Here is a 13,752-nt window from a genome sequence, read left to right as displayed (position 1 = left end):
TGCCGGTTTTTTTCTGTCACCCTTCGAATCAGGAACAGTGAGCATTCAATGACGAAAGCAAAATGGGGTTCTCTCGGACTGTCACTTCTGATCGTAATCGCGTTGGTGGTCTGGATGGCGACCGGTGAGGTGAAGGTCGCCAGTGACGAGGCTCCGGAACGTCAGGATAGCGGCGATGGTCAGCTCACGACGGTTCAGGTGGAAACCCTGGCGGCGCGGCTTCATGAGCCGGGGCTGATGCTGCAGGGCCAGTTGGAGCCTTGGAATTCGGTCACACTGAGTGCCCAGGTGCCTGGCCGGGTGGAATCCCTGGCGGTGGATCTCGGTGAGCAGGTTCGGCAGGGGCAGACGCTGCTGACGCTATCGGATGAGGGCCGAAGTGCTGCGGTTTCGCGCTGGCAGTCGCGGGTTCGGGAGCTTGAAGCGGACCTTGTGGCCGCCCGCAGGCTGCGTGCCAACAACCTTGCTTCGGAGTCGCAGATCCTGAGTCTGGAAAGTGAGCTTGCGGGGGCGGAAGCGGAACTGACCAGTGCCCGTCAGGCGGTCAGTCACCTCACCCCCAAGGCACCATTTGACGGCACGATCAACAGCAAATCGGTGGATATAGGCGATCTGGTGCAGGTGGGGTCACCGCTGTTTGAGCTGGTGCGGGTGGATAGACTGAAGGCCACCGCGCGGATCCCCCAACAATCAGTGGGTGATGTGGCGCCCGGCCAGGCGGTTCGTGTGGATTTGCTGGATGGCAGTCGTCTTTCTGGCGTGGTGACCTTTGTCGCCAGCGCCGCCTCCCCGGAAACCCGGAGTTTTGCTGTTGAAATCGTCGTTGAGAATCCGGATCGCAAGCGGGTTGCGGGTGGCAGTGCCAGTCTGCGGGTGGCGTTGCCGGAGGTGAAGGCCATGTTTATCTCGCCTGCTTACCTGTCCCTCGGTGACGATGGTCGCCCCGGTGTGAAGTACGTGAACGGCGAGAATCGCGTGGAGTTCGGTGAAGTGAAGCTGTTGAGCGTGTCCACCGAAGGCGCCTGGGTTACCGGTTTGCCGGATGAGATCCGGCTGATTACCCGCGGTGGCGGATTTGTCAGCATCGGCGAGCAGGTGGTGCCCGTTGATGCCGCCGAAAACAGGGGGTAGGGCAGATGCGCAGCCTGATCTTCGCCGCCATTGACCGCAGCCGGACCACCCTGCTCACGCTGCTGTTCCTGATTCTGGGCGGTATCGCCGCGTTCCAGACCATTCCCAAGGAAGCCAACCCCGACGTCACCATTCCGATGATCTATGTGTCCATGACCCTGGACGGTATCAGCCCGGAGGATGCCGAGCGTCTGTTGGTGCGCCCGATGGAGCAGGAGCTGCGTTCTCTGGAGGGTATCAAGGAAATGCGGGGAACGGCCTCGGAGGGCCATGCGTCGGTCATGCTGGAGTTCGATGCCGGGTTTGATCCGGACAAGGCGTTGCAGGATGTGCGGGAGAAGGTGGATACCGCCCGTACCAAACTGCCCCAGGAAGCGGATGAGCCCAGGGTGAACGAGATCAACGTGTCCCTGTTTCCGGTCCTGTCCGTGGGTCTCTCCGGCCCATTGTCGGAGCGCGAGCTGATCACCATTGCCCGCCGGTTCCAGGATGCCATCGAGTCCATTCCGGAAGTGCTTGAAGTGGAGATTGGTGGTGATCGCGAGGACCTGTTGGAAATTGTGGTCGATCCCCAGGTGCTGGAGAGCTACGGAATCGACTTCGATCAACTGGCTTCCCTGGTAACGCGCAACAACCAGCTGGTCGCTGCAGGCTCTCTGGATACCGGAAATGGCCGCATGGCGCTGAAGGTGCCCGGAGTGATCGAGACCATTGAGGATGTTATGTCCATGCCGGTCAAGGTGGACGGCGATACGGTAGTCACCTTTGGCGATGTCGCCATGCTACAGCGCACCTTCAAGGACCCCACCGGCTTTGCCCGTATCAACGGCGAGCCGGCGCTGGTGCTGGAAGTGTCCAAACGCTCCGGTGCCAACATCATCGAGACCATTGCCCAGGTCCGTCAGTTGATCGAAGAGGCCAAACCGCAGTTGCCGGATTCGCTGGAAATTCGCTACATCATGGATCAGTCCGAGGAAGTGCGGGATATCCTCAGTGACCTGCTGAATAACGTACTCACCGCCATTGTGCTGGTCCTGATCGTGGTGATTGCCGCCATGGGGCCCCGTTCAGCGGTGATGGTGGGGCTGACCATCCCGGGCGCGTTCCTCACGGGTATCCTGGTGATCTGGAGTATGGGGCTCACGCTCAACATTGTGGTGCTGTTCAGCCTGATCCTGGTAGCGGGCATGCTGGTGGATGGCGCCATTGTGGTGTCCGAGCTGGCGGATCGGAACCTCTCGGAAGGGCAGACGGTCAAGCACGCCTGGGCCGAGGCGGCCAGCCGCATGGCCTGGCCCATCATTGCGTCGACCGCAACCACTTTGGCCGTGTTTGTACCGTTGCTATTCTGGCCGGGCGTGGTGGGGGAGTTCATGAAATTCCTGCCGCTGACAGTCATCATCTGCCTCATCGCTTCCCTGGCCATGGCGCTGGTGTTCCTGCCCGTGCTGGGCAGCACCAGTGGAGGCCGGCGCGCGCGCCAGGGAAACTTTCAGGGGCGCCTGATGCAGGGCTACCGGCAGCTGCTGGCACTGCTGCTCAAGTCACCAGGGCTGACGCTGATAGGCGTGCTTTGTGTGATCGCCGTGATCTATGCGGCCTATGCCCGCTTCAACCACGGGGTGGAGTTCTTCCCCAGTGTGGAGCCGGATTCCGCCCAGGTGCAGGTGAGGGCGCGAGGCGATCTCTCGGTGTGGGAACGGGATGCCATTGTGCGGGAAGTGGAGCAGCGGCTGCGTGGTATGCCCGAGGTGAAGGCCCTTTACGCTCGCTCGATGGTCCAGACCAGCTCACAGTTGGCGCCGGATGTTATCGGCGTTCTGCAGTTCCAGTTTACTGACTGGTTCACACGGCGTCCGGCCAGCGCGATTCTCGAGGACTTCCGGGAATTGACCTCCGATATTCCTGGCATTGAACTGGAGTTCCGCAAGCAGGAGGGTGGTCCTGCAGAAGGCAAGCCGATAGAGCTTCAGGTGAGCAGCCGGGAGGCGAACAGCCTCAATGGCTACGTGGACGAAATCAAAGATCGAATGCGCGAACTCGGTGGCTTCGTGGATATTGAAGACGACCGGAGCCTGCCCGGTATCGAGTGGCGGCTGCAGGTAGACCGGGAAGCCGCTGCCCGGTTTGGCACCGATGTCCTGGGTATCGGAAGTGCCGTGCGCCTGGTTACCAACGGATTGAAACTGGCGACCTATCGCCCGGAAGACGTGCGGGACGAAGTGGACATCGTGGTGCGGGTGCCCAACAACTGGCGGGAGCTGGACCATCTGCAGCGCCAGACAATCCACACTTCGAGAGGCCAGATTCCGCTCTCGGAATTTGTCGATCTGCGGCCCGGTGACAAGACCAACAGCATTGTCCGGGTAGACGGGCAGCGCACGGTGACCATTAAATCCGATCTCGCACAGGGGCGCCGTGTGGATGAGCTGTTGCGGGCACTACAGGCTGAGATGCCAGAACCACCCGAGGGTATTTCGGTGAAGTTTGCCGGCGAAAACGAGGATCAGCAGCAGGCATCCAACTTCCTTGCGACGGCCTTCCTGGTCGCCATCGCTCTAATGCTGTTGATACTGGTGACCCAGTTCAATTCGCTCTACCAGACCTTCCTGATTCTCTCCGCGATCGTTCTGTCCACCGCCGGCGTATTGCTGGGTCTGTTGGTGAATGGTCAGTCGTTCGGCATCGTGATGGTGGGAATGGGCACGATTGCCCTGGCGGGCATTGTGGTGAACAACAACATCATTCTGATTGATACCTACAATCAGATGCGCAAGGACGGCATGGACGCCTACGAGGCTGCGCTGGAAACCGGCTGCCTGCGTCTGAGGCCGGTGCTGCTGACGGCCATAACCACCGTATTGGGTTTGATGCCTATGGTTCTCGGCGTCAATGTTGACCTGTTGACGCCGTCGCTGGGCCTGGGGGCTCCCTCAACCCAATGGTGGACCCAGCTGTCCAGTGCCATCGCCGGCGGGCTGGCGTTTGCCACCGTGCTGACGTTGTTGCTTACACCGTCACTACTCGTTCTGGGCAACCGAGCCGGCCAGGCCTTCGGGAGACTGACCGCAAGGTTCAGAAGCGTTTGATGGCCAGACAAAACCCACTGACTGTTCTTTACCGGGACGACCATCTTCTGGCCGTCCATAAACCGGCCGGGCTATTGGTGCATCGAAGCCCCATTGACAGACACGAAACCGAGTTTGCCCTGCAATATGCCCGGGCGCTTAATGACGGCCGGCATGTTTACCCGGTACATCGTTTGGACCGACCCACTTCGGGCATACTGGTGTTTGCCAGGGACAGCGACACCGCTCGCACGCTGGGTTTGGCAATGATGGCCGGGGATGTGGCGAAAACCTATCTGGCCATGGTGCGTGGCTGGCCGCCGGAGCAAGGTGAGATTGATTATCCCCTGAGGGAAGAGCCAGAAGATCGGCGGCTGAAAGGGATCGAACAGCCGGTGCGCAATGCGCTTACCCATTACCGCACCTTGGCGACCACCGAGATACCGGTGGAAATCGAGAAATACCCGACCAGTCGCTACGCCGTGGTCGAACTGTCCCCGAAAACAGGCCGGAAGCATCAGTTGCGAAGGCACATGAAGCATATCAACCACCCGATGATTGGCGATGCAAATCACGGCCGGGGCCGACACAACCGTTATTTTGCCGAGCGTTTCGGTGAGGGGCGTCTGATGCTGGCGGCCACAATGATGGCCTTTCGCCATCCTGTTTCGGGTGAACCCCTGACGGTCAGCGCTGTGCCTGAGGCGAGCTTCCTTGAGGTGTTATCAATATTTCCCGGGTTTGATGTGCGCAATCACCTGGAGCAATAGCGGCTAATGAAGTCGGGATAGGGCAGCGGTTTGCTGTAACGGTAGCCCTGGAGGTAGTCGCAGCCTTTCTCGAACAACCAGGCTTCATGGGCTTCGCTTTCTACCCCTTCGGCGACCACCGAAAGCCCGAGCCCCCTGGCCAACCCGATGATCGACAGGGTGATTGCGCAATCGTTGTCGTCATCAGGGAGGTTGTTGATAAACGATCGGTCGATCTTGATGCGGGAGAAGGGCAGGGTTTTTAGCCGCGACAGCGATGAATAACCGGTGCCGAAATCATCAATGGCAAGCTCCGCGCCCGCCTCTACCAGCTGCTCCAGAATCCGACCTATCCCACTGAAATCGCCCTGGATCGAATCCTCGGTCACTTCAAACTGAAGGGCACTGACTGGCATATCCTGGTTCTTGCAGATTTCTCTCACCAACTCCGGTAATTCCGGCACCAGCACCTGCTCGGCGGAGAGATTGACGGATATGGTGGGTAAGGGAGTGTTCTGGTCTTTCGCCTGACGCCAGTGGGCGCAGACGTTCTTGAGTACACAGGCGCCCAGTTCGTACATCAGCCCGGCACTGCGTGCTACGTCGAGAAACTCGATCGGTGACAGCCAGCCCCGCTGTGGATGCTTCCAGCGAACCAGCGCCTCGGCACTTTCCAGCTGTGTTCCCGTGCGGTCCATGATTGGCTGGTAGAACACATCCAGGCCGTTGGTTTTGAGCGTTTCCCGCAATTCGCTTTCCAATGCAAATCGGGAGCGTGCTGTCATCTGGATTTCCGAGTCGAACAGCGTGGATCGGTCCCGGCCCTGCCTTTTGGCATGATACATGGCCGCTTCAGCGCCGCGGAGAAGTTCCTCGGGTTCACGACAGTCGCCCGGGAAGTGACAGATACCCACGCTGGCACTGACGTTCAGGTCCTGGTCGGACACCCGGATTGGCTGGCGGATCCGGGTCTGGATCTCCTGGGTGACTTCATCAAGGAACCCGGGCAGGGTGTAGTTGCGGATGACAAGGGCAAATTCGTCGCCGCCAATTCGCGCCAGGAAGTCCTTGCCCGCCAACTGGATGTCTTTCAGGCGCATACCGATGTCGGCGATCACCTGATCGCCCGCCTGGGGGCCCAGCCCATCGTTAATGGTTTTCAAACGGTCGACATCTATCCAGAGCAGCGCCAGGCTGCCGGTACCCCGACGTTTGATCTTGCGCACCAGGTGGCTCAACCGGTCGCGCAGCGAATCTATGTTGGCGAGGCCGGTGAGAGAATCGTACCGGCTGACGTAATCGAGGGCGCGCTTGGACCTCAGCCACGCTTCGTGGGTGTTCATGAGGCTTATGGTGTCTGCAATGGCCGCTGACAAAGAGATGTCAGGGACCGACCAGTCACGTCGCTCACTTGACTCAAGGCAGATCACCCCGCTGAGGTGTTCGCCGTCGAATATGGGTGCATCCAGCATGGATTGGATGTTCTGGATTGACAGATAATCCTGGTCGAATGACCGAGTGCGGATGTCATTGCGGGCATCCTCTACGGCAATGACCCGTTCTTCGGTCATGGCGCGGAAGTATTCCGGGTGGTCTGAGCGAAACAGGTTGAACTCCGAGCCATTCTGCGCGGTGCAGCTATTGCGGCCGGGCAGCTCTTTGTCATGAAGCCACTCGCAGGTGATACGGTCCCGCTCCGGCGGAAACAGCCAGACACTTGCCCGTTTTACACCCAGCAGGCGAGTGCACAGCTCCATGAGGGCTGCCAGCTTGCGGGGCCGAGGCATTTCGATAAAGCTGATGTTATGGCTCAGTTCCATCAGTGCCCTGTGATGGGTCACAAGGACTTCACTGTCACGCATGGCCGGGCTCAATATGTTGTCCCTTTACTTGAAATACGAACGGCCCTGGGTCTCGGTTCGGTGGAAAGTTCAGGCATCCCTGAGCTTCCTAAAGAATATGGCAGCTGTTGTTATGGGTGTCCAATTTCACAGGGTATCGACCAGAGAGTCGTTGGCGTTAGGGTCGTCACTGGTGAAACGCTGATGATCGATCTCCCAGAGCTGCGGCCAGGGATGGCTGGCCTCCAGGGCATAGGCAATATCCAGAAGCGTTCGCTCGCCTCCGTGACGCCCCATGAACTGCACAGATACCGGTAGATGATCCGGGGTTCGCCCCATGGATATCGAGATTGCTGGTGCGCCCGTGGCGTTGGCCAGTGGGGTGAAGCTGACATACCGGCGCAGCCGCTCGAACAGGGTATCAAAAGGTAACTCGGGGCTGAGGTGACCAAGGGTGGGCGTTGTATGGCCGAGCACCGGAGTGAGCACAGCATCGAAACCTGCCACGGCATGGGCGTAGTCGTGCCAGGAGCGCTTGAGTCGCCAGAGCGCGGCAGGCAGGCGCCAGAACTGTCGTCTGAACATTCTGTCCAGCCCGTTGGTTAGCCCATCCGTTCTGCGTTTGTCGAAGTCCGGGTGAAGTATTTTCCGGCCATTGGTCCTGACACCGAAAGCAAGCAGGGCCCAGTAAAGAGCAAAATCGTCCGGAAAGGCGCTGTGCACGGGTACGGGGACAGGTTCAATCCGGTGCCCGAGCCTTTCCAGTCTGAGAGCGGTTTCTTCGACGGTCTGGCGAGTGATGTTGTCGGTTTTATGGCCATTGGTGGAGTCCAGCACCAGGCCTATCCTCAGTGGCCGACCCGAAGGCCCTTGAATGTTTCCCACAGCTGGTAGCTTCGGGTTCCGGTAATAGCTCTCAGCCTGGTCGAGAAAATTGGCTGTATCCCGCACCGAACGGGTCACCACGCCTTCGCTGATTATGTTGATGGGCAGGGAAGCGGCCGCCTCGTTATCGATCAATCGTCCTCGTGTCGGTTTGAGGCCGACCAGGCCGCAGCAAGCGGCCGGAATGCGGATGGAGCCTCCGCCGTCATTGGCATGGGCAATGGGCACCACGCCGGCGGCCACCAGGGCTGCGGAACCGCCGGATGACGCGCCAGATGAATAGGCGAGATTCCAGGGGTTTCTCGTGGCCGGTCCATGGGCAGGCTCGGTAGAGGCGTTGAAGCCGAATTCGGGCAGCGTGCTTTTGCCAAGGCACAGGAAACCCTGGGCAAGCAGTTGTCGGGCAAATGGGCTGGTATCGGAAGCCGGTATTTCAGGCACGGCCAGAGAGCCCTGGCGTGTGGCCAGTCCTGTCACGTTGGTGTTGTCTTTGATAAAGGTCGGAATGCCCCGGAACAAGCTCTGGGTACCCGCCTTTGCCTCTGCGTCGCATCTGGAGGCGGTTTGGAGTGCCTCGTCGTAGTTCGCCAGAGCCACGCCATGGATCAGCGGGTCGGCTGCCTGGGCCCGGGCGATGGCAGCGCGGGTCAGTTCCGTGACTGAAATCTCCCGGTTGCGGATTTTCTCTGCCAGGGTTGTTGCGTCATCGCGCCCCATCACGTCGTTGCAGAATGTATGGCAAGACTGAGGGATTTCGGGGGCGCTCATAACAGAATTCTCCGGAAAATGACTTTTCCACTCTAATGCATTTAAAAACGTGATGATATGTCATTTTAGGAAGGGTTGGCCCCAGAGTGCCCTGACTCCCACCCCAAACCCTTTTCACAGACGCCTACAGATAATAAGCTGTCGGCCTTAACCCGTTGTAAGCGATCCCGATGGAAGTTATTGAACCCCTCGTACGCCACTTTCTTGGCATTTTCTTTCTGATGATCGGTCTGCAGTTTGCTGGCCGGAGCCTCGGCTTGTATCAGCGTATGCACTTTTCGCACATTAACTATGGTGAGCGAGGCACTGCGCCCTGGTGGCATCGACAGATTTTCAATGTCTTTCGTGCGCTCATTCTGGGTATTTGCGTGGTGCGCATTTTTGCCGATGTTGACGGCTGGCTGGGCGTTTTCGGCCCGCTCTACGTCTGGCCCGTTTTGCTGGCTGGCATGCTGCTGTTGATCGGCTCATATACGGCCGTAAACTATCTGCAGGCCTACATGCACGAAGACTGGCGCTCCGGGATTGATCCGCGCAAGGATCAGCGCAAACTGCTGACAAGCGGTCCGTTTGGCCGCTCGCGGAACCCTCTGTTTATGGCTGTTATGGCGGGACAGCTCGGGTTTTTCCTGGCGCTGCCCAGTGTGTTTTCCCTGGTGTGTCTGGTGGCTGGCGTCCTGGTGATTACCCGCCAGGCCCGGGAGGAGGAGAAGGCGCTGGCGGAAAAGTTCGGCGAAGATTACGAGCGTTATCGGGTGCGCGTGCCTCGTTGGTTCTGACCTGATAACCGGCAATGGCACTACGCGGATTTTTTCCGCGCTTCCTTGATCACATCGTAGGCATGACTGATTTCGCGGGTGCGTTCCTCCGCCATCTCCCGCATGCTCTCTGGCAATCCCCGGCCCGCGAGTTTATCCGGGTGGTTCTCGCTCATCAGCTTCCGGTAAGCCTTCTTGAGTTCTTCATCACTGGCCGAAGAGGACACCCCCAGAACCTTGTAGGCATCGCTGATCTGATCCGCTGACGAAGGCTGGCCGGCGCCGGCCCGGTGGGTGTGGGCGCCCCGAAGCATGGCTTCAAGTTGGTCCACCTGGCTCTCTGGCAGTCCCAGCCCACGGGCTATCCGCACCAGCATTTCGTGTTCGGCAGGGTGTACCTTGCCATCCGCAGCCACCGCCGATACCTGAACCTGCAGAAACATCTGGAGAAATGCGGGTTGGCGTCCGCTGGCCTGGAGAAAGCGGTTCAGCTCGGCATCCAGGTCAAAATCCGGCTCCTTGCCCCGGTTGAAGGCGGCTTTGGCCTTCTCCTTCTGGTCTTCATTCAGGCGGAAGCGCACGAACATGGCTTCAGCCATCTGGATTTCATCCCTGGATATCACGCCATCTGACTTGCACAGGGCGCCCATCACCGCAAAGACCGATTCAATAAAGCCGGACTGGATGCTCTGGAGCTTGCCAATCAGGCGGCGCTTGAGAAGGTTCAGGAGAAAGGCGCCAATCGCTGCGCCGATCAGAAAGCCCGGGAATTTGCCAAAGGCGTAGCCAATCAGACCGCCAATAATGATTGCAAACAGCATTAATAAGTCCTTAACAGGAATGAATCAGCCCATAGAATATACGTGTTTTTCAACGCGGCTTCATGAACAGGCTTTCATCGACCTTTCAAAAGAACTCGTAAATTATTAGGTTGAGCCTTTTAAGAGGGGGAGCGTCATCTATGAACCATGACCTGTTTGATGACCTGGCACCGGATCGGGCGACTGAGCATCTTATGGACGGCGCGTTGGTTATACGACAATTCGCGCTCCCGAATGCCGAATCGCTCATGGAAGGTATTGAAAAGGTCACCTCAGAAGCGCCATTCAGGCACATGAAAACCCCGGGCGGCCATTCGATGTCTGCGGCCATGAGCTGCTGCGGGAATCTTGGCTGGGTCACCGATCGCCAAGGTTACCGGTATCAGTCCGAAGATCCCGAATCCGGCAAGCCATGGCCTGCCATGCCGGCTGTTTTTCGAGAACTGGCCATAAGCGCTGCAGACACCGCCGGTTTCGAGGGGTTTGAGCCGGATGCCTGCCTGATTAACCGGTATCAGCCGGGGGCAAAAATGGGGCTGCACCAGGACAAGGATGAAGAGGATTTCAGCCAGCCGATTGTGTCGGTTTCCCTCGGTTTACCCATTGTCTTCCAGTTCGGCGGTCTGAAGCGCAGCGAACGCCCGATGCGGGTGCCCCTTGGCCATGGTGATGTCGTGGTCTGGGGTGGCCCTGCCCGGATGCGCTATCACGGTGTGCTGACACTCAAGGCCGGAGAGCATCCGCTGACAGGCGGTTACCGTTACAACCTCACGTTCCGGCGGGCCAGGTAAAAAAATTATTGCAGCCAGGCGACCAGCAGTCCGGCTGCCAGCGAGAACACCATGGGGATGCCGACCAGGAAACCTGTCTGACGGTTGCCGACAAACCCAGCCAGCCCCGACTTCACCAGGTTGTTGGTGGCTGCGGCGATCACAATACCGATTACGGCTGTGCCTGCTGCCAGACTGTTATTGGACATGCGGGTCAGGGAGAGGGTGATGGCATCGACGTCGGCAATACCGGAGGTGGCCGCGAGAAAATAGATGCCGGCATCACCCAGCCAGGTTCCCAGATACTCGCCTAGCAGGAGGATGCCCGTCAGTAACCCACCGAAAACCAGAGCCGAAGTCAGGTCCAGCGGGTTCTGGTTGAGTGCCGGCTGGCTGACAAGAAGCTGTCGTTCGTTTTTTCGCCAGATGAATAGCGCTGGGCCATACAGCAGGGCGGTCATCACAAGTACCGGCCAGACAAGGCTGGGTAGAAGATCCGGATTGATCACCAGGCAATACACAAGAATGCGCGGGAACATGGTGCCGCAGGCTATGAGTATGCCGGTGGCGAACTGGGCATTGAGCTGCGGATTTTTCGAGGCCTGGCGGGCAAAGTGCAGGGTGAGGGCGGTGGAGGAACTCAGTCCTGCGAAAAGGCTGGTAAAGAGGATTCCCTTTCGCGTGCCCGCAACCCGTATGGCGAAATAGCCCACAAAGGAAATGGAAGCGATCATCACCACCATCCACCAGATTTCCCGGGGGTTCAGTACTCCGCCGGGCCCCATCTTTTCATTCGGCAGCAACGGTAGCATGACCACGGAAATCAGCAGCAGTTTCAGTGCGGCATCCAGTTCATGTTCCTTCAGCTTGTTGACCCAGCCGTGAATTTCTTCCTTGTTATCCAGAATGATTGCAGTCACGACCGCTGCGGCAGTGGCGATCACCGGGTCCACTGCTACTGCAACCGCACCGAAGCAAAACGTCAGCACCATACCGACCATACCAGTGATGCTGAAGTTGCGGATGTGCTCAAGCCGCTCGCTGTAAGCCACAATGGCCATAGCCACAACGCTGACCAATAGCACCGGAAACGCCCACTCGGTAATTTCTTCGGCCAACACGGCCGAGATGCCACCAAGCAGACCGACCATGGCAAAGGTGCGGATACCGGCAATGCGTTCGCCCGATTTCTGTTCCCGGGCATCCCATCCTCGCTCCAGCCCGATGATGGCACCGAGCAAAAGCGCAACAGCGAGATTCAGCGTGGTCTGGTTTCCGGCCAGAAATTGGGAGGCAACGTCGTCCATGGGTTGGTGCAAACTCTTGTTAATCAATGAATGTTCTGATGATAGCAGTACAGAGGGTCGGTCGTTAGACCTCTAAGAAGATACCGCTAGCGACCTTACTTTCCGGTAAGGGGGCTGATAAGCTTCGCGACCTTTGAATTCCTAGCAAGCTGGAAATCCGAAATCATGGTGAATTCCCTTAAAGCCAACTGGCTTTCGAACATTCGTGGCGATGTACTCGCCGGTATCGTTGTGGCCCTAGCGTTGATACCGGAAGCCATTGCTTTCTCGATCATCGCTGGTGTCGATCCGAAGGTGGGGCTGTATGCCTCCTTTTGTATTGCCGTAATCATTGCTTTCGTTGGCGGGCGCCCCGGGATGATTTCCGCCGCAACGGCGGCCATGGCGGTTCTGATGGTAACGCTGGTCAAGGAGCACGGTTTGCAGTACCTGCTTGCCGCGACGCTGCTTACCGGTGTGTTGCAGGTGATTGCAGGCTATCTCAAGCTCGGCAGTCTGATGCGCTTCGTATCACGCTCGGTGGTCACCGGTTTCGTGAACGCTCTTGCCATCCTGATCTTCATGGCCCAATTGCCTGAGCTGACGAACGTAACCTGGCACGTTTACGCAATGACCGCGGCCGGCCTGGGTATCATCTACCTCTTCCCGCTGGTGCCGGTGGTTGGCAAGGTCCTTCCTTCCCCGCTGGTGTGCATCGTGGTGCTCACCGCTGTGGCCGTGGTGACCGGTCTGGATATCCGGACCGTTGGCGATATGGGTGATCTGCCGGATACGCTCCCCGTTTTCCTGTGGCCGGATGTGCCGCTGAATCTGGAAACCCTGATGATTATCCTGCCGTATTCGATTCCGTTAGCCATCGTGGGGCTGCTGGAATCCATGATGACAGCGACCATTGTGGACGATCTGACAGACACCACCAGTGACCGCAACCGGGAGTGCAAGGGTCAGGGCATCGCCAACATCGGCTCTGGCCTGATCGGTGGTATGGCCGGTTGTGCCATGATCGGCCAGTCCATCATCAACGTGAAGTCCGGTGGCCGGACCCGGCTTTCCACACTCACCGCTGGTGTCTTCCTGCTCATCATGGTGCTGCTGCTCGACAATGTACTGGTCCAGATCCCCATGGCGGCTCTGGTGGCGGTCATGATCATGGTCTCGATTGGTACTTTCTCCTGGGATTCCATCCGCAACCTTCGCAAACATCCTCTCTCCACCAACATCGTTATGCTGGTGACGGTTGTTGTCGTGGTTGCCACCCATAATCTGGCCTTTGGGGTGTTGGCCGGCGTTCTGCTGGCGGCCTTGTTCTTTGCCAACAAAGTGGGCCATTACATGCTGGTGACCTCCGAGCTGGATGAAAGCACCGATACCCGTACTTACCGGGTTGTGGGCCAGGTGTTCTTCAGCTCCTCGGAAAAGTTCATGGAATCCTTTGATTTCAAGGAAGCAGTCGATAATGTGGTGATCGACCTGAGTCGCGCGCATTTCTGGGATATCACCGCCGTGGGTGCCCTGGATAAGGCCGTTATCAAGTTCCGCCGGGAAGGCTCGGAGGTTGAAGTCATCGGGCTGAATGAAGCCAGCGCAACGATAGTTGACCGCTTTGGCGTGCACGACAAGCCGGACGCCGTCGACCAGTTGATGGGGCACTGAT

The 13,752-nt window shown here is 58.5% G+C and carries 10 protein-coding genes; 6 read left to right on the top strand and 4 right to left on the bottom strand.

The genetic code is table 11. From position 1 onward, the window contains the following. The first annotated feature begins 48 nt into the window (after nucleotides 1-48). From WA411_RS16025 to WA411_RS16015, 3 genes are read left to right on the top strand one after another with little or no spacing between them, the layout of a single operon-like run. Nucleotides 49-1,131 (top strand): efflux RND transporter periplasmic adaptor subunit, encoded by a 1,083-nt coding sequence (locus WA411_RS16025; protein WP_291908165.1) that lies wholly within the window; start codon nucleotides 49-51, stop codon nucleotides 1,129-1,131. A 5-nt stretch (nucleotides 1,132-1,136) separates the two neighbouring features. Then, complete coding sequence (locus WA411_RS16020) at nucleotides 1,137-4,220, top strand: efflux RND transporter permease subunit (protein WP_291908164.1); 3,084 nt, start codon at nucleotides 1,137-1,139, stop codon at nucleotides 4,218-4,220. Further along, nucleotides 4,220-4,969, top strand: coding sequence for a pseudouridine synthase (locus WA411_RS16015; protein WP_291908163.1), 750 nt, complete (start codon nucleotides 4,220-4,222; stop codon nucleotides 4,967-4,969). The genes WA411_RS16020 and WA411_RS16015 overlap by 1 nt, the downstream gene beginning before the upstream one ends. Here WA411_RS16015 and WA411_RS16010 read toward each other — a convergent pair. Then, the gene (locus WA411_RS16010) at nucleotides 4,954-6,810 is read right to left on the bottom strand and encodes a sensor domain-containing phosphodiesterase (protein ID WP_291908161.1); all 1,857 of its coding nucleotides are present in this window, start codon (nucleotides 6,808-6,810) and stop codon (nucleotides 4,954-4,956) included. The genes WA411_RS16015 and WA411_RS16010 overlap by 16 nt on opposite strands. 126 nt (nucleotides 6,811-6,936) lie before the next feature. Further along, on the bottom strand, nucleotides 6,937-8,442 hold the full coding sequence (locus WA411_RS16005) for an amidase (RefSeq protein WP_291908159.1): 1,506 nt from the start codon (nucleotides 8,440-8,442) through the stop codon (nucleotides 6,937-6,939). A gap of 170 nt (nucleotides 8,443-8,612) precedes the next feature. On the opposite strand from WA411_RS16005, the gene WA411_RS16000 reads away from it, so the two are divergent. Further along, nucleotides 8,613-9,221 carry a methyltransferase family protein gene (locus WA411_RS16000; protein WP_069183891.1) on the top strand — a complete coding sequence of 203 codons (609 nt, stop codon included), beginning with the start codon at nucleotides 8,613-8,615 and terminating at the stop codon, nucleotides 9,219-9,221. Nucleotides 9,222-9,241: 20 nt separating this feature from the next. On the opposite strand, the gene djlA is transcribed toward WA411_RS16000, so the two are convergent. After that, nucleotides 9,242-10,021: a co-chaperone DjlA gene (gene djlA / locus WA411_RS15995; protein WP_291908157.1), complete on the bottom strand. Its 780-nt coding sequence runs from the start codon at nucleotides 10,019-10,021 to the stop codon at nucleotides 9,242-9,244. A gap of 140 nt (nucleotides 10,022-10,161) precedes the next feature. Here djlA and alkB point away from each other — a divergent pair, with 140 nt between their 5' ends. Beyond that, the gene (gene alkB / locus WA411_RS15990) at nucleotides 10,162-10,812 is read left to right on the top strand and encodes a DNA oxidative demethylase AlkB (protein WP_291908155.1); all 651 of its coding nucleotides are present in this window, start codon (nucleotides 10,162-10,164) and stop codon (nucleotides 10,810-10,812) included. A gap of 5 nt (nucleotides 10,813-10,817) precedes the next feature. Here the strand turns inward: alkB and WA411_RS15985 are convergent, their stop codons facing one another. Next, entirely contained in the window at nucleotides 10,818-12,098 is a 1,281-nt protein-coding gene (locus WA411_RS15985) for an MgtC/SapB family protein (protein WP_291908153.1), read from the bottom strand. 165 nt (nucleotides 12,099-12,263) lie between these two features. Between WA411_RS15985 and WA411_RS15980 the strand changes: the two genes are divergently transcribed. Beyond that, nucleotides 12,264-13,751 (top strand): SulP family inorganic anion transporter, encoded by a 1,488-nt coding sequence (locus tag WA411_RS15980; protein ID WP_291908151.1) that lies wholly within the window; start codon nucleotides 12,264-12,266, stop codon nucleotides 13,749-13,751. Nucleotide 13,752 lies beyond the last annotated feature (1 nt).

It is taken from the genome of Marinobacter sp. CH_CUG1437-1 (genome assembly GCF_037029655.1).
In the GTDB taxonomy this organism is placed as follows: domain Bacteria; phylum Pseudomonadota; class Gammaproteobacteria; order Pseudomonadales; family Oleiphilaceae; genus Marinobacter; species Marinobacter salsuginis.
Note: the sequence above shows the minus strand (reverse complement) of the source record. Positions and strands in the feature narration are given on the sequence as shown.

Coding starts and splice junctions, on each gene's coding strand:
- WA411_RS16025 (WP_291908165.1), top strand. CDS start 49: ATGACGAAAGCAAAATGGGGTTCTCTCGGACTGTCACTTCTGATCGTA.
- WA411_RS16020 (WP_291908164.1), top strand. CDS start 1,137: ATGCGCAGCCTGATCTTCGCCGCCATTGACCGCAGCCGGACCACCCTG.
- WA411_RS16015 (WP_291908163.1), top strand. CDS start 4,220: ATGGCCAGACAAAACCCACTGACTGTTCTTTACCGGGACGACCATCTT.
- WA411_RS16010 (WP_291908161.1), bottom strand. CDS start 6,810: ATGCGTGACAGTGAAGTCCTTGTGACCCATCACAGGGCACTGATGGAA.
- WA411_RS16005 (WP_291908159.1), bottom strand. CDS start 8,442: ATGAGCGCCCCCGAAATCCCTCAGTCTTGCCATACATTCTGCAACGAC.
- WA411_RS16000 (WP_069183891.1), top strand. CDS start 8,613: ATGGAAGTTATTGAACCCCTCGTACGCCACTTTCTTGGCATTTTCTTT.
- djlA (WP_291908157.1), bottom strand. CDS start 10,021: ATGCTGTTTGCAATCATTATTGGCGGTCTGATTGGCTACGCCTTTGGC.
- alkB (WP_291908155.1), top strand. CDS start 10,162: ATGAACCATGACCTGTTTGATGACCTGGCACCGGATCGGGCGACTGAG.
- WA411_RS15985 (WP_291908153.1), bottom strand. CDS start 12,098: ATGGACGACGTTGCCTCCCAATTTCTGGCCGGAAACCAGACCACGCTG.
- WA411_RS15980 (WP_291908151.1), top strand. CDS start 12,264: ATGGTGAATTCCCTTAAAGCCAACTGGCTTTCGAACATTCGTGGCGAT.